Annotated in this window: 17 protein-coding genes, 1 tRNA gene, 1 rRNA gene and 3 pseudogenes (1 of these 22 running past the window's edge); 18 read left to right on the top strand and 4 right to left on the bottom strand. The window is 44.9% G+C overall.

Features of this window, described 5'->3' with window-relative positions:
- Positions 1-35: 35 nt before the first annotated feature.
- From GHH_RS06695 to GHH_RS06740, 10 genes are all read left to right on the top strand, one after another.
- Entirely contained in the window at positions 36-833 is a 798-nt protein-coding gene (locus GHH_RS06695; RefSeq protein ID WP_015374554.1) for a helix-turn-helix domain-containing protein, read from the top strand.
- A 33-nt stretch (positions 834-866) separates the two neighbouring features.
- A complete protein-coding gene (locus GHH_RS06700) occupies positions 867-1,889 on the top strand; it encodes an XdhC family protein (protein WP_236612609.1) in 1,023 nt (340 codons plus the stop codon).
- A gap of 21 nt (positions 1,890-1,910) precedes the next feature.
- Complete coding sequence (locus tag GHH_RS06705) at positions 1,911-2,558, top strand: NTP transferase domain-containing protein (protein WP_015374556.1); 648 nt, start codon at positions 1,911-1,913, stop codon at positions 2,556-2,558.
- Entirely contained in the window at positions 2,515-4,932 is a 2,418-nt protein-coding gene (locus GHH_RS06710; RefSeq protein ID WP_015374557.1) for a xanthine dehydrogenase family protein molybdopterin-binding subunit, read from the top strand. Before GHH_RS06705 ends, GHH_RS06710 begins: the two co-directional genes overlap by 44 nt.
- On the top strand, positions 4,929-5,384 hold the full coding sequence (locus GHH_RS06715; RefSeq protein ID WP_015374558.1) for a carbon monoxide dehydrogenase subunit G: 456 nt from the start codon (positions 4,929-4,931) through the stop codon (positions 5,382-5,384). Before GHH_RS06710 ends, GHH_RS06715 begins: the two co-directional genes overlap by 4 nt.
- Before the next feature lie 29 nt (positions 5,385-5,413).
- Positions 5,414-6,292 (top strand): xanthine dehydrogenase family protein subunit M, encoded by an 879-nt coding sequence (locus GHH_RS06720; RefSeq protein WP_015374559.1) that lies wholly within the window; start codon positions 5,414-5,416, stop codon positions 6,290-6,292.
- Complete coding sequence (locus GHH_RS06725; RefSeq protein WP_015374560.1) at positions 6,289-6,783, top strand: (2Fe-2S)-binding protein; 495 nt, start codon at positions 6,289-6,291, stop codon at positions 6,781-6,783. Before GHH_RS06720 ends, GHH_RS06725 begins: the two co-directional genes overlap by 4 nt.
- A 4-nt stretch (positions 6,784-6,787) precedes the next feature.
- Positions 6,788-8,344, top strand: a complete 1,557-nt coding sequence (locus GHH_RS06730; RefSeq protein ID WP_015374561.1) for a class I adenylate-forming enzyme family protein — start codon at positions 6,788-6,790, stop codon at positions 8,342-8,344.
- A 32-nt stretch (positions 8,345-8,376) separates the two neighbouring features.
- A complete protein-coding gene (locus tag GHH_RS06735; protein WP_015374562.1) occupies positions 8,377-9,165 on the top strand; it encodes an enoyl-CoA hydratase/isomerase family protein in 789 nt (262 codons plus the stop codon).
- Positions 9,166-9,268: 103 nt separating this feature from the next.
- Positions 9,269-10,606, top strand: coding sequence for an MFS transporter (locus GHH_RS06740; protein ID WP_015374563.1), 1,338 nt, complete (start codon positions 9,269-9,271; stop codon positions 10,604-10,606).
- A 622-nt stretch (positions 10,607-11,228) separates the two neighbouring features.
- Here the strand turns inward: GHH_RS06740 and GHH_RS19715 are convergent.
- A pseudogene (locus GHH_RS19715) lies at positions 11,229-11,330 on the bottom strand (hypothetical protein); the annotation flags it as partial.
- A gap of 190 nt (positions 11,331-11,520) precedes the next feature.
- Positions 11,521-12,015, bottom strand: a complete 495-nt coding sequence (locus GHH_RS19455) for a GyrI-like domain-containing protein (RefSeq protein ID WP_256380231.1) — start codon at positions 12,013-12,015, stop codon at positions 11,521-11,523.
- 121 nt (positions 12,016-12,136) lie between these two features.
- On the opposite strand from GHH_RS19455, the pseudogene GHH_RS06750 reads away from it, so the two are divergent.
- Positions 12,137-12,391 (top strand): annotated as a pseudogene (locus tag GHH_RS06750) (IS21 family transposase); the annotation flags it as partial.
- A 151-nt stretch (positions 12,392-12,542) separates the two neighbouring features.
- Here the strand turns inward: GHH_RS06750 and GHH_RS06755 are convergent.
- Positions 12,543-13,910, bottom strand: coding sequence for an ISLre2-like element ISGsp3 family transposase (locus tag GHH_RS06755; protein ID WP_015374565.1), 1,368 nt, complete (start codon positions 13,908-13,910; stop codon positions 12,543-12,545).
- A 163-nt stretch (positions 13,911-14,073) separates the two neighbouring features.
- Here GHH_RS06755 and GHH_RS06760 point away from each other — a divergent pair, with 163 nt between their 5' ends.
- The 6 genes from GHH_RS06760 to GHH_RS06785 all read left to right on the top strand — a co-directional run bounded on the left by GHH_RS06760 (position 14,074) and on the right by GHH_RS06785 (position 20,410).
- Positions 14,074-16,509: a type III restriction endonuclease subunit R gene (locus GHH_RS06760; protein ID WP_236612597.1), complete on the top strand. Its 2,436-nt coding sequence runs from the start codon at positions 14,074-14,076 to the stop codon at positions 16,507-16,509.
- 355 nt (positions 16,510-16,864) lie between these two features.
- Positions 16,865-17,383, top strand: a complete 519-nt coding sequence (locus tag GHH_RS06765) for a hypothetical protein (RefSeq protein ID WP_011230885.1) — start codon at positions 16,865-16,867, stop codon at positions 17,381-17,383.
- 171 nt (positions 17,384-17,554) lie between these two features.
- Positions 17,555-18,535: a restriction endonuclease gene (locus tag GHH_RS06770; RefSeq protein WP_015374568.1), complete on the top strand. Its 981-nt coding sequence runs from the start codon at positions 17,555-17,557 to the stop codon at positions 18,533-18,535.
- A 513-nt stretch (positions 18,536-19,048) separates the two neighbouring features.
- On the top strand, positions 19,049-19,270 hold the full coding sequence (locus tag GHH_RS06775) for a hypothetical protein (RefSeq protein WP_236612598.1): 222 nt from the start codon (positions 19,049-19,051) through the stop codon (positions 19,268-19,270).
- A gap of 21 nt (positions 19,271-19,291) precedes the next feature.
- Positions 19,292-19,364 (top strand) — tRNA-Arg (locus GHH_RS06780).
- A 665-nt stretch (positions 19,365-20,029) separates the two neighbouring features.
- Positions 20,030-20,410 carry a hypothetical protein gene (locus GHH_RS06785; RefSeq protein WP_015374570.1) on the top strand — a complete coding sequence of 127 codons (381 nt, stop codon included), beginning with the start codon at positions 20,030-20,032 and terminating at the stop codon, positions 20,408-20,410.
- Positions 20,411-20,427: 17 nt separating this feature from the next.
- Here GHH_RS06785 and GHH_RS19460 read toward each other — a convergent pair.
- Positions 20,428-20,544, bottom strand: a pseudogene (locus tag GHH_RS19460) (hypothetical protein); the annotation flags it as partial.
- A gap of 866 nt (positions 20,545-21,410) precedes the next feature.
- Here GHH_RS19460 and GHH_RS06790 point away from each other — a divergent pair.
- Positions 21,411-22,239: ribosomal RNA gene (locus GHH_RS06790) — 16S ribosomal RNA — on the top strand; it runs 730 nt beyond the window's last position.

Below are 22,239 nucleotides of genomic sequence, written 5' to 3' on the forward strand. Positions count from 1 at the left end.
TGTTATTATCTATCATATAACCAAGGAGGGGAATAATGGCTGAAATATTGATTGTTGATGATGACAAATATGCAAGAACGGAAATTAGAACATTCATTGAGGAAAGTAAATTTCGTTTTCTTACTATTTACGAGGCAAATACAGCTCAAAGAGGCATGACCCTTCTGAAACAAAATCGACCGAGCGTGCTAATTTTGGATATCTCATTACCAGATATGGACGGAATTAGATTCGGAAGATCTGCGTTACAATTGTATTCAGACTTGCCAGTTATTGTTGTGACGCAGTTGAAAATGTTTGAGTTTGTACAGGAAGCGATTAATTCAGGTTTTTCAGCATATTTGTTGAAACCGCTTTCCAGAAATGAATTGTATGAAACGCTGGAGAGGATTTTACCTATGGGGCTTAACCGAGAGATTAATCAAACTATCAATGGGAATAGAAATTTTTCTTCAGACTTAAAAAACCCTATTGAAAGCGCTATTCAGTTTATTCAGATGAACTATGGATACTCTCTTACGCTAAAAGAGGTAGCAGATCAGGTATATTTAAGCCCATCTTATTTCAGTCGATTATTTAAAGAAGAAGTCGGTATGACATTTGTGGAATATTTGTCGTTTGTTAGAGTGCAGAAAGCGAAAAGTTTACTTAGATTTTCCAGTCTGCCGATTGAAGTCATAGCTCATAATACGGGATTTTCTAATCCTGGCTACTTTGCGACTACTTTCAAAAAAATTGTGGGAAAAACGCCAAGTGAATATCGGGAGCAATTCTATTTTCAGGAAAAGGGGGTAAGTCGTGATTGCTATAAAAAAAGAATTGGAACGTTGTAAAAGGAAGGGCTTTCAGGAGTACTTGGAACGATTATTTCGACAGAAGGATCTACTTATCAAAAAGCAGGAGCAAAATGTTTTATTTCAGAAGACCGGAAGCTTACTGGGCTTTTAAGTGGCGGATGCGTGGAATCAGATATTATTGAACACGCCATGAAAGTTCTAGAGACTGGAAAACCGACCATCATCCATTATGATTTTTACGGAGACGATGACATCGTTTGGGGTCTTGGGGTTGGTTGCAACGGAAAAATGAATATTTTTTTACAGCCGTATCTTCCTGCCAAACAACCTGAAAAGGCAGCTATTATTGATCGGTACTTTTCGGACTCTCTTCAAAAAACGTTACACACTGTCACGATTGTGAAAGCGAAAGACGAATCGTTGCAAGGGAAAATGTGGGTCATTGATAGTGCTTTCGATAATAGCGACATACCTATCTCTGTTCGGGAGATTGCCGTCGATTATATGATGAGAAAAAAGGATTTGAAAAATGAAATGGTTTATTTAGGTGGCGAGCAAGATTTGTACGTGTATTATGAATCAATAAGTCCACCGCCTCATCTTATCGTTTTCGGCGCGGGTCCTGATGCCATTCCACTTGTCAAGATGGCGAAAAATTTGAAGTGGCTAGTTACTGTGCTTGATTATCGCTCATCTTATTGCAATGAGGAAAATTTTCCAGAAGCCGATTTCATTCATGTCTATCCTGCTGGTAGCGTACCAAACGTTTCCCTTCATGAAAACTCATATGTTGTCATTATGACACACAACTTCTTGCATGATAGGGAAATTTTAGAATCTATTTTAAATTCAAATGCGGCCTACATCGGACTATTAGGACCGAGAAAAAGAACGGATAGATTGATTGCGACAAGCAACACCCTCCTATCCAATGAAAATGTCTATCGCATCCATAGTCCGATTGGACTGGATATCGGAGCGAAAACGCCAGAAGAAATCGCACTCAGTATTTTGGCTGAAATCATGATGGTATATAGAGGAGGAACTGGAAGAAAACTGTCGCAACTGGCATCTATGGCGCATTCTGTATGAAGGAGGTGCCAGTCTATTAAGATGAGAAAGAACATATGGGGAATTATCTTAGCTTCAGGTTTTTCAAAGCGCATGGGAAAACCAAAGCTGCTTCTTCCGTACAAAGGTAAACCTATTATCCGGCATGTGATTGATGAAAGTATGGAGTCGCGTTTAAGCGGTGTGGTTGTCGTAGTCAATCCCGAGGTTGCCGAGCTTAGAAATGAAGTTTCTAGGTCGTGCGTGAGCAAACTCGTTTTGAATGAACAGGCGGGACAAGGAATGTCAACATCGTTAAAAGCAGGGTTGATGAATCTGCCTTTAACGGCTGATGCTGCTGTTGTGTTGCTTGGTGATCAGCCGCTTGTCTCATCAGATGATATAGATGCGGTAATTGAATGTTATGAATCGAATGGCGGCCCCCTCATTGTCCAAGCAAGCTATCAATCGAAAAGAGGGCATCCTGTTCTGTTTGATTGCTCGATGTTTCCACATCTTTTCAATGTAACAGGCGATGAAGGCGCGAGATCTGTTTTAAAAATGTTCTCGAATAAGATCTGTTTTGCTAGAATCGATAAACCATTCCCAAGTGATATTGATACACCGGAAGACTATGAGCAGCTTCTTAGGAAGGAGGTAAAGTCAAATGAGCAAAGTGATTGGCAAAAGAGTAACACGTGTAGAAGATAAAAGACTACTGACAGGGCAGGGAAAATACATCGATGATATCGGAACGCCGCCTAATACAGCTCATGTGGCTATTTTAAGAAGTCCATATCCTCATGCAAAGATCATCTCCATCGATTATTCTGAAGCATTAGAAATTCCAGGAGTAAAAGGCGTAGTCACAGGTAAAGATGTTCAACCTTTGTTAAATCCTTTCAGTGTTGGAGTAAGTGCGCCTGTCAAATACTATCCAATTGCTATTGATAAAGTGCGTTACGTTGGTGAACCGGTAGCGGTTGTGGTGGCAAAAAACCGTTATATTGCCGAAGATGCTTTAGAAAAAATTAAGGTGAAATACGAAACGCTCGAACCGATTGTGGACATTGAGCGTGCACTCGCAGAAGGAGCGCCTATTTTGCATGAAAACGTCGGCTCGAACATCGCCAATCATCGAACGTTTCACTACGGAGATGTTGATAAGGCATTTCAGCAAGCGGACAAAATCATAAAACACCGCTTTCATTTTCCGAAATATTCCGCGACACCGGTTGAAACATACGGTATTATTGCACAATATGACGAAAGCACGGATAGTTACACGGTTCATGCGAACTTCCACGGTCCGTTTGTTCTTCATTCGATTATGGCTGGTGCGTTAAAAGTACCAAGCAACCGGTTGCGGATCATTATTCCGAAAGATATCGGTGGCAGCTATGGAATTAAAGCAGGTATATACCCTTACATCGTGCTTTGTTCTGTGGTCAGCCGTCTTGTGGGATGTCCGGTGAAATGGATAGAAGACCGTCAGGAACATTTGGCAGCCAGTTCAAGCTGTACAGATCGTGTGACATACATTGAAGCGGCAGTGAAAAATGACGGAAAAGTGCTCGGTTTAAAAATGAAAATCATGGACAACGTTGGTGCGTATATCCGGGCGCCAGAACCTGCTTGTCTGTATCGGAACCACGCAAACACAACAGGTGCCTATGACATTCCAAACTTAATGATCGATGCCTATGCAGTAATGACGAATAAATTGCCGACGGGTCTCATCCGAGGATACGGCGGACAGGAGACGTATTTTCCTCTTGAACGGATCATGCAAATGATTGCTGATGAATTAGGAATGGATCCAGCTGATGTAATTAGACGAAATTTAATTAAAAAAGAGCAGTTTCCTTATAAAACTGCATCTGGTGGAGTGTATGATAGCGGCGATTATGAAAAAGCGTTTGATCTTTTATTAAAAACTGGTAAATACGAAGAATTTCGCAAGAAACAAATGGAAGCGCGAAAGAAAGGAAAACTGCTTGGCGTTGGATTAGCGGTTATCGTCGAACCATCAGGCTCCAATATGGGGTACATTACGATTGCACTGACTCCAGAAGAAAGGAAAGCAGGATTACCAAAATCAGGTTGTACCGAAGCAGCGACAATTTCAATCGATCCGATGGGAAATGTCAATGTCCGCATCAGTACAACACCTACCGGTCAAGGACATGAAACTGTCGCAAGCCAAATTGTTTCAGAGATACTAGGCATTCCGCATGACAAAATTAACGTTGTAGCTGAACTCGATACGGCCACAAGTGCATGGTCCATTGCATCTGGAAGTTATTCAAGCCGTTTTGCATCAATGGGATCGAGTGCTGTTTACTACGCAGCACAAAAAGTAAAGCGCAAGCTCATTAAAATTGCGGCTCACTTATTACAGATTGACGAAGAAGGTTTAACGATCGAAAATGGTCAGATTATTTCGAAAACTGATCCATCCAAATCTATATCGATTAAACGAGTGGCTGGATCAGCACATTGGAATCCGCTTTCTTTGCCGAAAGGAATGGAGCCTGGTATTTATGAAACAGCCTATTATACAGCTCAGGCAGAGCCGCCGGATGATAACGACCTTATTAACTCGTCAATTACGTATGGTTTTGTAGCTGATTTGGTCACGGTGGAAATCGATCCAGAAACAGGTGAAATCCATATTCTTGATTATTACACTGTCCATGATGCCGGCAAATTGCTAAATCCGCTTATTGTTGATGGACAAATTTTAGGTGGTCTTGTGCATGGGCTTGGTGGTGCCATGTATGAAGAGCTCGTATACGATGATAAGGGTCAGTTTTTAACTGGATCATTTATGGATTACTTATGCCCTACAGCAACAGAAATACCAAGAGTGACTATCAAGCACATTGAAACACCTTCACCGATTACACCACTTGGTGCGAAAGGTCTTGGAGAAGGCAACACAATGAGTGCACCTGTTGCTATTGCTAACGCAGTAAACGATGCATTAAAACCTTACGGCGTAGTCATTGATTCACTACCTATAACACCTAATAAGGTATGGAATCTTATTAATCAGTCAACAAAACAGGAGGAATTAACATGAACGGAAGCGGAAAAGTAGCATTGAATGCGGGAATCGAAAAAGCATGGGATGTATTGCTTGATCCACAGGCATTAAAAAACTGCATTATGGGTTGTACGAAGCTGGAGCCTGTTGGAGAGAACAAATATGAAGCGGTATTGTCTATCGGAATCGCTGCTGTTAAAGGAAAATATGAATCAACAATTGAAATTGCCGATATTCAAAAGCCGAGCCATTACAAGCTCATTGTAAAAGGGGAAGGAGGTCCTGGTAGTGTCGAAGCCACTGGGGTGGTGGATCTCGTTCCAATTGACGAAAATACAACGGAGTTGCAGTATACGTACGATGCGGAAGTTGGCGGCAAAGTGGCGATGGTTGGTCAAAGAATGTTAAACGGCGTTGCTAAATTGATCATTCAGGATTTCTTTAAAAAATTTAATAAAGAACTAGCTAAAAGTGAACAATCCGTCTAAATAGATTGAGACAGAAAGGAGGGAGGTTCGTGAAGCCGGCAAAATTTGATTATTATTGCCCGAAAACAGTAGACGAAGCACTTTCGCTTTTAGAAGAAATAGGGTTTGATGGCAAAATAATTGCCGGAGGTCAAAGCCTTGTGCCGATTATGAATATGAGACTGTCAACACCTGAATATTTAATTGATATTAACCAGTTGAAAGATTTGCAATTCATTGAATTTGACGGCAGCAAAATGAAAATCGGCGCGTTAACGAGACAGGCTGAAATTGAAATGTCAGGTGCAGTTCGTAAACATCTGGGGCTTCTGAGTGAAGCTGTTCCCTATATCGGCCACGTTCAGACGAGAAATCGTGGAACGTTTGGCGGAAGTCTTGTTCATGCTGATCCATCAGCTGAAATCCCACTATCATTAATGGCGCTCGGTGGAACACTTCGCATTGCTTCTAAAGATGAAGTGCGGGAAGTGAACGTGGAGGATTTTTTCGTCACTTATTTAACAACCGATATTATGCCGAATGAGTTGCTGACGGAAATTCACGTTCCAGTGCCAGAAGGAAGAATAGGATATTCATTTCATGAAATTTCACGACGCCACGGTGACTTCGCGCTCGTTGCCGCTGCCTGTCAATTGTCCATCGATAGTCAGGACCGCATTTCAAAAGTGAGATTGGTTTTGGGAGGAGTTGATGCGGTTCCGTTGTTGATTACAGAGGCAAGCGAGCTGATGGAAGGGGAGCTTTTGTCTGACCCGCTTCTAAATAAAATTGCCGATATTGTTGAGGAAGCCGTAAATCCAGAATCAGATCTGCACGCAACCGCTGATTACAGAAGACACCTTGCGAAAAAATTGGCAGTGCGTACAGTCAAAACAGCCTATGAACGAGCAAGGGGTGAAAACAAATGAGCGTTCATGAAATTGAAGTTACAATAAACGGAAAAAAATATCAAGAACAAGTTGAATCCAGAATGTTGCTCAGCGATTTTTTGCGAGAAATATGCGGTCTCACTGGCACACATGTAGGCTGTGAGCATGGCGTGTGCGGTGCTTGTACTATCCACCTAAACGGTTCGGCTGTCAGGAGCTGTCTTATCTTTGCGGTACAGGTAGATGGACAGGAAATAACAACCGTAGAAGGATTGACAAAAGATGGCGAACTGACGCCGCTGCAAAGAAATTTCATTGAATGTCACGGTCTTCAATGTGGTTTCTGTACACCGGGTATCTTAATGTCAACAACCGACTATCTGCAAAAAAATCCGAATCCAACCCTTCAAGAAATTAAAGAAATGCTATCTGGACATTTGTGCCGTTGCACAGGCTATGAAGGGATTATAAAAGCGATTCAAAAAACAGTCGATGAAAATAATCACCATTATGAAGCTGAAAGGAGATGATGGAATGAATCTTGTCACGATGTTTGATTTCGCTGTCGAACGTTTTCCAAACCGAGTTGCTGTTGTAGAAGGCGACAGAAGGTATACGTATAGACAGTTTCATAAGGAAGTAACGAAAGTAGCAGCTTCGCTTCAAAGAATCGGTATCAAGCAGCATGACCGCGTAATGATTCTGTTGAAAAACCGCTTCGAAAATACGGTCATTTACTGGGCGCTTCAAAAAATTGGAGCCGTGTACACGCCGATCAATTTCCGCCTGGCCGTGAAAGAAGTTGAGTACTGTGTAAACGATGCGGAGGCGACGGCTGTTGTATATGAAAGTGCCAGCCAGGAATCCGTTTTGAAAGCGAACTTTCAGCAAAGACCGATCCTGATTGGTGTTGGAGAAGTCGAAGGGGCTGACATTTATTATAATGAGCTCGTCGATAGAAGCCCTGAAAGTTTTGAAAAACCGCTGATCAATGATGATGATGTGGCTATAATGCTTTATACATCTGGCACAACCGGAAAACCAAAGGGAGTTCCGCGGACCCATAAAAACGAATACAGTGCAGCTCTTGCACATATTATTCAAAACCAATATCAAGATGGCGAAAGTACATTGGGTACGATGCCACTCTATCATACGATGGGAATGCGCTCTCTTTTATCCATCATGTTTTTAAATGGTAAATACGTTATTTTGCCTGATTTCGACGCTAAAGAAGCGCTTGAATTATTGGAACGCGAAGAAATCACATCGCTTTATTTAGTGCCTACATTATATCATGACATTTTAAATCATGAGGAATTTCATAACTATGATTTGTCCAAGTTGAAGAAAATCGGATATGCTGGTGCACCAATGACAACCGCTTTAACGGAGAAGTGCGTTAAGATGCTGAAGCCGGAAGTTTTTGTTAACCATTATGGGAGCACAGAAATTTACACGTTTACGATCAATCCTAATGTTGCGGAAAAACCAGGATGTGCAGGCAAACCGGGATTACATCAAAACATCCGCATCGTTAAAGCCGACCCTAATGGTAATTCAACACCGGAAGATATTGTTGAAAAAGGGGAAATAGGTGAAATCATTGTCAATATTGAATCTCCTGAAAGCTTCAAAGGTTATTGGAATAGACCAGATGCTACAAAAAAAGCGATTAGGGATGGCTGGTATTTTACAGGAGACCTCGGCATGTTAGATGAGGATGGAGATTTATATGTTGTTGGACGTGTAGACGATATGATCATTTCCGGTGGAGAAAATATTCATCCGATTGAAGTGGAAGATGTTTTGTCAAAACATCCGAAAGTACATGAAGTGGCTGTCATCGGCGAAGAAGATGAGCGCTGGGGGCAAATTGTAGCCGCATATGTTGTTCCAAAAGATCCATCGCTCACAAGCCAGGAACTAGACCATTATTGCAAGAACAATACAACACTTTCCAATTTTAAACGTCCGAGAAAATATGTATTTATTAAAGAAATACCAAAAAGCCCTGTTGGGAAAATTCTCCGTCGCAATATAAGAAATGGAGAATTTGAACTTTATATAAATGAAAAAGTAGTTTATTAAAAAATACTAATATTAAGAAAGGGGAACCAATGATGGAAGCAGTAAAACAATATGATCACATTCGCGTGGAAAAAAATCAGGAGAAAAAGACGGCTACTATTGTTTTCGACCGTCCAGAAAAAATGAATTATATTAGTATGCTTGCGCGCTCTCAATTTTCGCAAATTTTTGATGAGTTGAACAAAGATGATGATGTTCGTGTCATCATCATTAAAGGAGAAGGGACTCAGGCATTTAGTGCAGGAGGAAATATTCCAGAATTTATGGAAGTACACCAAGAAGAACTGTCACATCTTGCTGTAAATGTTGCGGCGCCGGAGCGTTCTCCAAAGCCGGTTATTGCCCAACTACAAGGTTATACATTTGGAGTTGGTCTTGAAATTGCGATGGCTTGTGATTTCCGTATCGCCGCCGATGATACACTCCTGGCGCTGCCAGAGATGAATCTCGGCATGATTCCAGGAAGCGGGGGAACACAGAGGGTAGCAAAAATAGCCGGATTAACCCGCGCGAAAGACATGATTATGAGAGCAAGAAGAATACCAGCCGATGAAGCATATCAATGGGGACTTATCACAAAAGTGGTTCCGAAAGCAGAACTTGAAAATGAAGTCAATGCGCTTGCAGATGAACTTATGAAGTTTTCACCACTTGCGCTAAAAGTATGTAAACAAGTACTGAATGCCGCCTATGAAACACCTCTTAGCGCAGGTCTTGAAATTGAAGGAAAAGCATATGGTTTACTCCGTACAACAGAGGACTTCAGGGAAGGTGTAGCGGCATTCGTGGAAAAAAGAAAACCGAACTTTAAAGGTAAATAAGCCGAAAACTTCAGGGGGCGGGAATTACTCCGCTTCCTGAAGTTAAAAAATATTTTAAATTTAAATAAAATTAAAAATATTATATACAAGAAAGGTGGTTAGTATGAGTGTAAATATGGAGACAAATGTTCAACAAACTTCTTCGTTAACAGTATCGATTAGTAAAAAGCAAATGATAACAGCCGTTACGGCGTCCCTGTTGGGATGGTCATTGGATTTGTATGATCTCTTTATTCTACTCTATGTTGCACCTGAATTAGGGAAACTGTTTTTCCCGGCAGATAAGCCAACGCTCTCATTGGCCGCTGTGTATGCTTCCTTTGCTGTTACACTGTTTATGCGTCCGCTCGGCTCAGCGCTTTTTGGTTCCTATGCCGATCGCAACGGCAGGAAACGGGCAATGGTTGTAGCCGTGTCGGGGGTAGGGATTTCTACCGCACTGTTTGGAGCATTGCCAACGGTAGAACAAATCGGTGCCGCTGCAGCGATTATATTTATTATTCTTCGTTTAATCCAAGGTGTATTTGTCGGAGGAGTTGTTGCTTCCACTCATACGATTGGTACGGAATCTGTACCAGAGAAATGGCGCGGCTTGATGTCCGGTCTTGTCGGCGGGGGAGGCGCTGCTCTTGGTGCATTGCTGGCTTCCATTGTATATTTCGTCTTATCCAGCATTTTTCCGGGACCGGAATTCAGCGAGTGGGGCTGGCGCTTCATGTTCTTTACCGGCATATTGAGCTCTGTGCTCGGATTGTTCGTATTCAAAAAGCTTGAGGAGTCTCCTTTCTGGGTGCAGCACAAGAAGGTGCAAGAAACGAAACCGGAAAACGAACAGTCACCGGTGAAAATCGTATTCACCAAATACTTGTCGGTTTTATTGATTAATTTAATGATTGTGATCGGCGGCGGATCAGCATATTACTTAACCTGCGGGTATCTGCCTACGTTTTTAAAAGTAATTAATAATATCCCGCAGACGGTATCATCTATGATTCTTATTGTAAGCAGTATTTCTGCTATGATTGCTGCTATTGCTCTCGGGCATTTGAGCACCATTATTGGTAGAAAGAAAACATTCATTTTACTAGGTATTGTGAATCTGATTGCTCTCCCGTATTTGTATACAGAACTGGCAGATGCACAAGATATGACATCGATTACGCTCTATGCAATGGGACTGGCATTTTTAGGGAATGCTTCATATGCTCCGGTGCTGATCTTTTTAAATGAACGTTTCCCAACGACCATTCGTTCAACAGGTACCGGACTGTCCTGGAATATGGGCTTTGCCGTAGGTGGGATGATGCCAACTTTCGTAACAATGGCCAGCAGCCAAACGTCGGATATTCCATTATCATTGACGTATTTCTCTATAGCTCTCTTCCTCTTGTATCTGTTGGGAAGCTTTATCATTCCGGAAACAAAAGGAAATTTTAAGTAATCAGCTAAATGGATCACACTCCATAAGTTTAGACAACAGATTTATCCTTACAAATTTGCAATAGAATGATAACGTTTTCAGGAGGCGGTACAGAACTTTGTAAAGTCAAGGAGCTTCGACGCTACATTTGTCAAGTATTGCATCAAGGTGTTAGATTTGTATCGCAACCAATCGTTTTTTTTGTCAATCGCAATGAAATTTGGCGAACCGCCTAGTGCGGGCCAGCATGCCAGGCGATGTGAGAGGTTGAGGGGGCAGTCATCCACCTTCTTTTCTAGTAAGATCTTTAAGCGGAAACGTTTCTAGTTCCAGTTTCATTCAAATGAATTCTTTAGACGAATAGACGAATAATAGTAAATTGTAAATCGCTTGCTCCAAGTATTTTATCCGTATAATGCTTGGTTGGCATAGTTAGGCTTACCTGCTTCCATTTGATTTTTATCAACTTTTTCAGCATGGATGGGTGGCAGTCTGTATTGAATCTTTTGATTGATATTGGGATGAAAGCGGATACAAAATGGAGTAAGAAATAAATTACCTTGAGAAGTATGTCAATTATAAAGAGTAATGCACATATATTAAACTGCGGCCTTTTCTCGATATTCAACCGAGGAAAGGCTGTTCAGTTTTCTTGGAAATGACTGTGAATATACTCTTCAATCTCCTGATAAGCCTGTTCGATCATTTTTAGACACACTAAATACAATTTCTCTGTTTTTAGATGGGAGAAGAAACAATCGACACATGCATGATCATGGCAATTTCTTCTTTGGGAATGGTTTCCTTAATTTTTGATCAATTGTGCAATCAGAGAATTGCTTTTGATTCCAAATGTTCGCGGAGCTGCCGTATAAGAAGAGCCTTCTTCCAATTTCAAACGAACCACTTCCCGTTTCAGCTCTTCGGAATAGATGTTAAAAGTTTGTCCTTTTTTCGCTGTTTACTTGTAGGAAATGATACCAAAAAATGTCAAGAAGGGGGATATAGGTGATTAGCGTGATTTTTGCCACAATACGTTTGATAGTCATCCTAGTTTTATTTTTATTTATAAGGGTATTTGTCAGTAAACAACTTTTCATAAGTTCCTGTTTATTTACTGGTATCCAGATTTCAGAATAAAAATCAGGGCTGAAGGGATCTTCGTCTGTATATACTTCTAATGCTGGTTTGCCTGCATGTTCATAACCACTGGATGGAAGCCATTCTGAAAAAATTTGGTTCCATGCTTTTTGCATAGAATCTGGCATCGGCCCGTGAACTTCAAATACAACCCATTTAGATGCGGGCACTTCAAATTTCAATAATCCGTCAGGTGTGTCGCCATCATATTCTGTGGCTACCCAATAATCCATTACTTGCTTCGATTGGGTACCGCTATTAGTGTTTAATGCAAAATAAAAGTAGCGCATTATGCAAGATAAAAGTTTAGCAGTTTGCAAAATAAAAAATCATTGTCAGCCCCCCTCTCCCACCACTAACCTTCTAATTGGACAAAAAGTACAGTTAGAAGGGGAAGAAAGGATGCTTACAATGATTCAACAACATCATATCAAATATTTGTATGAATATAAAGGGATGTCCCTGCGAGCCATTGCCAAAGAGACGGGACATAGCTTTCAAACAATCAAAAAATATGCCAATAAAGAAGATGGCAATCCACTTCCAACTCCAAGGAAGCCAAAACAGTCAAAGTTAGATCCATATAAAGCACAGATTGATGAGTGGTTAGAGGAAGACCGAAAGGTGCCTCGAAAACAAAGGCATACAGGAACTAGGGGATATCGTGAGTCAGTCAAGACTTTGTGGAGAACATTTTTTCGGTTCACTACGGGCGTTGTCAATCACTAGTTAGCGAACCATTTTCAGGAATTGATATCGTAAGCGCTTTCGGACTCTCATCCCTCATCTTGAGGTGATGATATTGTATTCCATTTTTTTACACCCAACCAAAATCCCGAAGCGCCGACAACGCTTGATGGATCGGTGTCCCGGATGACCGCTGCAGACACGGTAGATTCTGACGCACCACATCTGCCCATAACCGTCCGGCCTTCCGTTTGGCCTGTTCGATCCGCTTGGACTTTGTTGAGGCCGAGGCCGCCGTTCGGGTCTCTTCTTCCTCCACCAACTGCCCATTTCTCCGCCAAATCCCGTCGATTCGGGCCGCCATCGCCCTCAGAAACGCCCGAAGCCCTTGGTCTTTCCAGCTGCGGCGGGATTTCACCCGATGCGCAAACCGGCTCATCACGCTCTCGGCGTGGCCCATCGGACGCATGCCGGTCGTCTCCACCCCTTGCTCCGACAGCCACTCCCGATAGTCCCGGATGCATCCCGGCATCGACTCGATCCGGCGGATCATGGCAGCCATCTGCTTCTCTTTCGCTTCGTCCTCCAACGTGCCGACCGCGCTGTTCAGCTCCACGAGAAGCCCCTCTTCGTCTTGTTTCGCCAGCTTCTTCCGCACCTCCCGCCAACGCGGATGGCCGGACAGACACTGACGCAGCTCCCGCGCCACATGAAATCGATCCAGCTGAAAGCACGCCCGCTTCCCAAAATACTCCCGGCAGGCCGTGATCCACGACGCCGCGTCGCCGTTGATGATCAACAGGTCCCGGCACGGATCATAGGCATATTCGTTCATCAGCCACTCTTCGAACCGTTCCCACACGTCTCCCTCCCCTTCATGGAGGTAGTGGCGCCGGTTCACGAGCTCGAGCTGCGAACCGTTTCGTTTCCATCCCTCGTGAACCGCCAGGATTTTCTCTTCTTTCGCCCGTTTCCCTTTCCCCTGGCGGGAAATAAACAGTCCATCCGCCTCCACAAACAGCACCCGGCCGTGCCGTTGGGAAACAGGGCGGTGCAGCGAGACAGGGGCCTCCAGCACCAGTTGGCGAATCGCCTCGTGGCTCATGACCGCATACCCCACGATCGACTCCAACGTACGGGCCGCTTTGCGGTAGGAAGAGCACTCTACGGCCAACTCGACCGCCGTTTCCTCGAGGCAAGGACTGATCGATCGGGCCCCATCAAAGCCTAATTCGGCATCCAGCAAGAAGGTATAGTTCCCCGTTTGCCGGTCATAGTAGTAGTTCCGTCGAAACGTCACTTCTCCAAACAGCGTTTGGATCGTAGTCGGCCGTTTGTCTTTCAGCTGATACCGGCGCTTGTCCCGCGCTTCCGCCAGTTGTTGATCAATCTCCTCCAAAAGGGCCGCCAACAAGACAGCGAACACCTTTTGAAGAGTTCTGACTAATTGTTCCTCCAGCTCTTTTAATAAAGGCCATTCTGTGGTAAGATGTTTCATGGACTCTCTCCCTCCTGTTTTCGGTTGATGTTGACAATCACCATCATAGCAGGGAGAGAGTCCTTTTTGCATGACATTTGCTTTTTTCTACCGCGCTTCGCTTGGTGGCCCCGACGAGCGTCGCGAACAAAAGTTCGCAACCCTCGTCGGGGATCATTTCGGAATGTCACCCACAAATATTTTACTCACACGCTTCGAAGACCCGGAAAAGGAGGATAAGGCGAACGTCATTCATCGGCCGAACGATCGTCTGAACGGGTACCGACCGATTGAGTTTATCCAACAGACGAATCCGATTGTCATCATCGATGAACCGCAAAGCGTCGATACGACGCCGAAGTCGAAGGAGGCGATCGCGTCGCTCAACCCGCTTTGCACGCTGCGCTACTCAGCGACGCATGTGGATAAATACAATATGATATATCGCCTCGATGCGGTCGATGCGTACAATCAAAAGCTTGTGAAAAAAATTGAGGTCATGTCTGTCCGCTCTGAGCCGTCGTTCAATGTGCCGTACATCAAGCTCGTTGAGGTGAAAGAGCGAAAAGCGAAAATTGAGCTCGATGTCGAATCGCGCGGGAAGATCAAACGGACGACGAAAACGGTCAAATACGGCGATGACTTGTATGACGTTTCGGGGGAGCGCGAACTGTACCGCGGCTATATCGTCGAGCAAATCGATTGGACGGAAGGAAATGAAGCGGTTGAAATCAACGGCTACCGACTCGGGGTGGGCGACGCGATTGGAGATGTCGATGACGATGCCATCAAGCGGTATCAAATCCGCAAAACGATTGAAGAACATTTAAATAAAGAATTGTGGCTTCGCCCGCGCGGGATTAAAGTATTAAGTCTGTTCTTCATCGACAAAGTCGCTCATTACCGTGATTATGATCAAAACGGCAATCCAATCAAAGGAAAATATGCGGCGATGTTTGAGGAAGAGTATCGGAACTTAATGCAAAAGCCGAAATACCGTCCCCTCTGGGAAGATCCGGGCATTGACCAAGATATCGAGAAGGTGCATAACGGATATTTTGCCCAAGATAAAAGAGGACGGTTGAAAGATACAAAAGGAAATACAGAGGCGGATACGGACGTATACAACCTTATTATGAGAGACAAAGAACGGCTGCTCAGCCTCGATGAGCCGCTCCGCTTCATTTTCTCTCATTCCGCACTCCGTGAAGGATGGGACAACCCGAACGTCTTCCAAATTTGCACGTTGAAAGACTCGTCCGGCACCTATGTATCGAGGCGCCAGGAAATCGGGCGCGGATTGCGGCTGGCTGTCGATCAAAACGGAGAGCGGGTGCATGACGATCATGTCAACATATTAACGGTGATGGCGAATGAGTCGTATGAAGAATTCGTCGCTACGTTGCAAAAAGAGATTGAAGAGGATACAGGCATTCGGTTCGGCAAAATTGAAAAGCATGTCTTTGCGAAACTCGTCTATTTGGACGAGGCGACGGACGAGCCGGTGCAAATGGGTTATGATTTATCATTGAAGCTGTATGAGGAATTAAAACAAAACGGCTATATTGACAAACAGGGCAAAGCAACGGAAAAGCTCAAGCAGGCCATTGAAGACTACGACCTCCGTTTAGGCGACGAATTCCAGCCGTGGCGGTCGTCCATCGTGAAAGAGATCAAACGGCACTTGCAAGCATTGCCGATCAAAGATGGGACGAAAAAGAAAAAAGTCAATGTCAATATGGCGGTTCTCAATCAAGAAGAGTTTCGGCAATTGTGGGACAAAATCAAATACAAAACCGTCTATTCGGTCGATTTTGACAGCGAACAGCTCATTGACTTGTGCATCGCCGCCATTCAGGAAATGAAGCCCATTGAAAAAATCCGCATTGTCAGCCGGAAAGGACGGGTGGAAATTGATCATGTGACAGGCGTACAGGCTCAGGTGGTCAGCGAAAAAGTGGAGGATTACGTGAGCTTGCACCATACGCTTCCGGATGTCATCACCGAGCTGCAAAACCGGACGAATTTAACGCGGAAGACGATCGTGCGCATTTTGACCGGCTGCAAACGGCTCGATGATTTCAAAAACAATCCGCAAAAGTTTATTGAAGAAGTGGCGAACATCATCCAGCGCCAAATGAGGCTGTTGCTGAAAGATGGCGTGAAATATTACAAAATTGGTGATGATGCGTATTACGCGGTCGAACTGTTCCAAAACGAAGAGCTGCTCGCCTATTTGAACGACAACGCCATCCCGAGCGAAAAATCGCCGTTTGACCATATCCTTTACGATTCCGATGTGGAAGAGCGGTTCGCCAAACGTTTTGAACACGATGAGAACGTAAAAGTGTACGTCAAACTGCCGAGTTGGTTTAAAATTGACACACCGATCGGCTCCTACAATCCCGACTGGGCGCTTGTCATCGAAAAGGATGGAGAGGAAAAACTGTACTTCGTCCTCGAGACGAAAGGACAGGAATGGGAGGACGAACTGCGTCCCGGTGAAGCAGCGAAAATTGCCTTCGCCCGCAAACACTTCCAAGCCATCGGAACAGACGTGGAATTCATCGGACCGGAGAATGATGTCGAGCGGTTTATGTTACGAGCCTTAAGCCGTTGAAGGTGGGGACAAAACAGAAGCCAAGCGGGCTTCTGCTTTGTCTTAGCATCACATTATGAATTGACCCGGTTGAATGCAAAATCTTTGAGACATCCAAGAGCACATTCCCGAGCAGCAACAGGGCGCTAGTGTATTGCACACTTAGAGAAATAGGAGTTGATAAAAAATGAGCTTCAAAGCGGAAGCGTTGCGAGTTTTCATCGCTTCGCCATCGGAGGCAGAAAAGGGAGCGGCACCGCACCGCTCTTTTTGTATTTTTTGGTCGGTCGACAAAGTTCGACGGCAATGTTTTACAAAAGTTGATACAATCAAATCAATCGAATCTTTTTATCTATGACAAAGGGAGGGGACACGGATGGCGACGATTCGCAAAGCGGATTATTACTATGGAGCGCTTCTTTCCGCGCTGGTCAACGGCGGGTTGGCGCCGGCGCTGTTTGAAAAGGAAAATGACAACCGACAAATTTATGAAGTCACGACGAATAAAGCGAGCTATATTATGTACACGAAATACAACACGAATCCATCCGGCTCCAAAGATTTCACTTGGTCGTTTGTATTCAGCGATCATGAGATTGCTGAAATTAACAAGATTGATCTCGAACACAGCCAGGAAAAAGAAATCGTGTTTGCATTTGTCTGCGCACAGAAACAGCCGAGTGACTCCAATCAAGTGATTGCCATCGTCCGTTGGAATGAGTTTCTCGAGTGTGTCGACCTGCAAAGACAACAAGTGCGGGGAACTCCGCGGCTTTCCATAAAAGCGGTGAAAGGCTCTCCCAAGCTTCGCCTCTACGGCAGCAAGCGCGCAGATGTATTGGATGGAAAAGATCATACGATCAAAATTGAACGAAATCGATTAAACAGTTTGTAATTAGGTGAAGAACACCGATGGATGGGCTTATGTTATACGGTTTGTTCGTTTTGGCACATCTTAAATGTAGTGCCTATAGCGGTGAGCTATAGGCTCATTGTTTCGGCTCCTGTTTTTAGAAGAATGGCTGCTTCACGGAGCGATTTCTTTTTGCCAAAAGGAGGAACCTGGATGTCAAAATGGTGGATGATCCGCGCGGGCGACCGCAATGAACTGATTCCGCTTTGGCTGGAAAAGGGCATTGCATCGATCGGTTGGGCGAGATTGGGCGATCCGAAGCGCTTTCGGTCGAAAGAACAGCTGCAGCGAAAGGCGGATGAAGTGTTTGCCGAGTCAAAACCAAAATCGAGAACGAGTTGGGTGAATCAAGTATGGCGGTTTGCCCATGAAATCAAAAAGGGCGATCGAGTGATCACATATTCAAAAGAGAAAAGGGAGTATATTGTTGGAACCGTGACAGAAGAGCATCGTTACGATCCCTCCATCGGGCATCCCTATTATCCGAACATCATCCGGGTAAAATGGGAAAATGCGACAGTTCCAAGGGATTCGCTGTCAGACGGAGCGAAGAACAGTTTAGGTTCGACGCTGACGGTGTTTCGAGTGGACGAATGGGGCGATGAAATCGAGCAGCGTTTACACAGTGAACCATTCTCAAAACCTCAACATGAAGAGGGGGAAACGGAAGAAATCGTTGAAGACCTTGTTGGAAAAGCGTTGATGATGATCCAAGACAAAGTGGACAAGCTTGATCCGTGGCAAATGCAAGATTTAGTGGCGGGCTTGCTTCAAGCAATGGGGTACAATGTGCAAGTGAGTCCGAAAGGCCCTGACGGCGGTGTGGATGTGCTCGCCTATAAGGACGCGTTTGGCTTTGAAAAACCCATAATTAAGGTGCAAGTGAAGCATCGCAAAAGCGCCGCCTCGGCTTCGGAAATCCAGCAGCTTCTCGGAGCCAACCCGATTGATGCCAATTGCCTGTTCGTCTCCACAGGTGGTTTTACTTCCCACGCAGAGGCAGTCGCCAAACATAATTCTGTGAAACTGATTGATTTGGAAGAGCTGGTCAACTTGATTGTCCATTGGTATGAGAACATGCCCAGCGATGCGAGAGCGCTGCTTCCGTTGCAGAAAATGTATGTGCCTGAATAAAAGCCGTTTGGGGCCGATTTCCTAGTTGCTCGAGGTTTTCCCGATTAAGCGAGTTGATGTTTGTTTAGCCTTTATGCCAAGGCAGGGATTTCGCCGTATTGGCTTGGATGGAACACACAAGCGAAAAACGGAGAGCTTTCCCCAGCTCTCCATTTTTTCGTACATGCAGGATTTCGGCCTTATGTTCACGAATGATATCCCTTATTGTTGGTTTCCTCCGTGAGGAACCGTCCTTTCCACGATGGGAACGATTCCGCCAAGGATGTTGATGATGACAAACGGCCAACCGTTCGTTGTGCGGATGGCGCTCGTCGAGGACGCTGATCCAGTTGCGTGTGTTTGCAAGGGCGGTGGACGGAGAAGGTCGTCATGCCTGCGATCAGGGAAGCAGCGGTTCAAGGCTGCGGCGAATCCCATCGCTTCGCGTTGCCGTGCAGACGGGGCGCCTCGTAAAAATGCGGGGGCAATGGCGGTGTGTGGTGATAAAGATGACATTTCTATGAGGGATGAGTGGTGTCAATCGTCGCCTATACGTTCTATTCCATTGCGTCGGAACGAAGCGGGATTCGGCTGATGGATGCGGATTGGAGCGATCGATGGGGATGGATCGTCGTGCAAAGAAGCCGTCGGCGGTTGAATTGCCGGGAACGAAAAGCGAACTTTGGAGAGATCGGGGGTGGAGCTCTCTATTTTGTTTGTCTATCAGCTATTGAATTTTTAGGCGCAGATGGATAGAATGAAAAAGGAGAGCCATATGGCCCCGTAGCTCAGTGGATAGAGCGTCGGTTTCCTAAACCGTGCGTCGGAGGTTCGAATCCTCTCGGGGCCGTTCCAATGATCCGACTAGTTCGGATGAAAATTCGTAAACTCCTTGATACGACTGCGTTTGCAGTCGTTTTTCATTTTTTGGGAATCCGATGGGGTGAATATCATTCTTATTGAGGCAAGGAATGTAGAGTGGCGCTCACGTTGAGTTCAATCCAATGCATGTGGAAAAGACATGAAAATATATACAGTACATACAGTGGCATCGAACGATATTGAAGCGGGGGGCAAACATGACATTATTTGAAGAGTGTGTTTATGCAATAGGCCATGAGAACTTGAGGATGTTAACGAGCGGGGAAACCGAAACATATTTTGATTATTTGTGCACATGATTCCCGATCTTGCCTTGGGGGAGAATCGATTGGGAAAAGGTATCGGAAAAGAAACACATAAAGCATGCATCGGAAGTAGTTGATTGGCTGCGGCAAAGGGGAATTGATCATTACGATGTGATTGTGCTATGGAATTATTCTGATAACCCTGGCATCCAGACGACATTAGAGAGAGTTCTGCATGCTATTGATGATGTGGTGGCAGTGGGGTCAGACACTTTTATTCTTTGCCAACATGGAGAGTATGCAATCGAATGTTTTCATGATGGTGTTGTGACGATCGGTGTTCCTGAAAAGAAGAGGCATTTTCATGCTGGAGAGGAGGGGGAGTCAAATGATCATTGCCAACAACTATAAAGAAATCAAAGACCATTTTGACTTCACAGATAGCATTATAACGGATATCAAGTGGAACAATCCGTTAGATTTGTCTATCACAATCGACTATTATTGGGATGTACAGGAGAATAGAGAGGAAAATAGAACATTCGTGTTGCATTTTACGGATTGCTTGGCTGTAGAGTACAAAATGTGGAAGGAAGTCATAGGAATGTCGAGGGAGGAGCTCCATTTTGACAGCTTGTTTACCATGATTCGCTTTGAACATGCAGCAGCAGATTCAAGCGGATTTCAGCATTTTCATATCTATACTTTTGATTATAAAGAGCCGTTGCTGCAAATTATTTGCAAGCAGGTTCAATTGGAAGAAGTATAGATGGTTGTTTGTGGTGGATTTGAATGATTCAAGATGGTCCGAGCAATCGCGATTGGTTGTCTTTGTCCTCCTGAAAGCTTAACTCCTCGTTCCTCGACTTCTGTTTCATTATCATCCGGTAAAGGTTGAATGAACGCTGTTTTGGCAGGATGCATCCACGTTTGCTTCCCGCATCGTTTCGATCCCCGTCTTCAGCTATGATGCCCCGCGTGAGGGAGTGACCTTGTTTTCTATGGAGTTTCCCTTTGGCAACGTGCTGCAGTTTCATTTTTTCTCAGGTGGAATGCAGGCTAGTCCATAACATTGTGCAAAAAGGAATGACATATAGAAGAGATTGCACAGGTGGTGGTATCCCCGAGGAAGAGGTTCGGATATGGCTTGAAGAGTAGGAAGAAAATGACCGTCTGGTGTCAGTGAATTCCCGGTGCCAACATTGGGCCGGTGATGGCGTTCAGTTGCTCATAAAGATCTTCGTTTTCCCTCTCGTAAGGTGCGAAATGTGAGGTTTAGGTAAGTTGGAAGATGAAATTTGCTCAAGGGCAGATGCCGGGGGACAGTGGTGATATACAGAGGAATGCAGCTTGATTTTGGTTGAAATTGCATGCACAACAACTGTTGACTTCAGATGATGAAAGTAGTATTATATAAAACGTCGCTTCGGTGGTAGACAAGAAGCGGCCTAAATGCATTCAACAAAGAACGAAAACGCAAATGAAAACGCAAAAGTTAAAAAATGCTTATTGACAAAATATGATTTTTTGATATAATTAAATTCGCCAGGTTGTTCAAGATAGTAATTAAGAAACTTGGCGATCGTCGGATGTAATCATTATATTAATAAAGATTAATAAAGAAATTGAATTGCAAACGCGAGCGAATTCAGAAAAGCTGAATTCCTCAAGATTATGGAAAGAAGTTGCTTGTTCCTTGAAAACTGAACGAAACGAAGCGCGACGAAAAGCGGAGGTCCGCATGGGCCGAAGCAAAAGCCAATCAACTTTCTTTGGAGAGTTTGATCCTGGCTCAGGACGAACGCTGGCGGCGTGCCTAATACATGCAAGTCGAGCGGACCGAACGAGGGCTTGCTCTTGTTTGGTCAGCGGCGGACGGGTGAGTAACACGTGGGCAACCTGCCCGCAAGACCGGGATAACTCCGGGAAACCGGAGCTAATACCGGATAACACCGAAGACCGCATGGTCTTCGGTTGAAAGGCGGCCTTTGGGCTGTCACTTGCGGATGGGCCCGCGGCGCATTAGCTAGTTGGTGAGGTAACGGCTCACCAAGGCGACGATGCGTAGCCGGCCTGAGAGGGTGACCGGCCACACTGGGACTGAGACACGGCCCAGACTCCTACGGGAGGCAGCAGTAGGGAATCTTCCGCAATGGGCGAAAGCCTGACGGAGCGACGCCGCGTGAGCGAAGAAGGCCTTCGGGTCGTAAAGCTCTGTTGTGAGGGACGAAGGAGCGCCGTTCGAAGAGGGCGGCGCGGTGACGGTACCTCACGAGAAAGCCCCGGCTAACTACGTGCCAGCAGCCGCGGTAATACGTAGGGGGCGAGCGTTGTCCGGAATTATTGGGCGTAAAGCGCGCGCAGGCGGTCCCTTAAGTCTGATGTGAAAGCCCACGGCTCAACCGTGGAGGGTCATTGGAAACTGGGGGACTTGAGTGCAGGAGAGGAGAGCGGAATTCCACGTGTAGCGGTGAAATGCGTAGAGATGTGGAGGAACACCAGTGGCGAAGGCGGCTCTCTGGCCTGCAACTGACGCTGAGGCGCGAAAGCGTGGGGAGCAAACAGGATTAGATACCCTGGTAGTCCACGCCGTAAACG

The organism is Geobacillus sp. GHH01 (assembly GCF_000336445.1).
Lineage (GTDB): Bacteria > Bacillota > Bacilli > Bacillales > Anoxybacillaceae > Geobacillus > Geobacillus zalihae.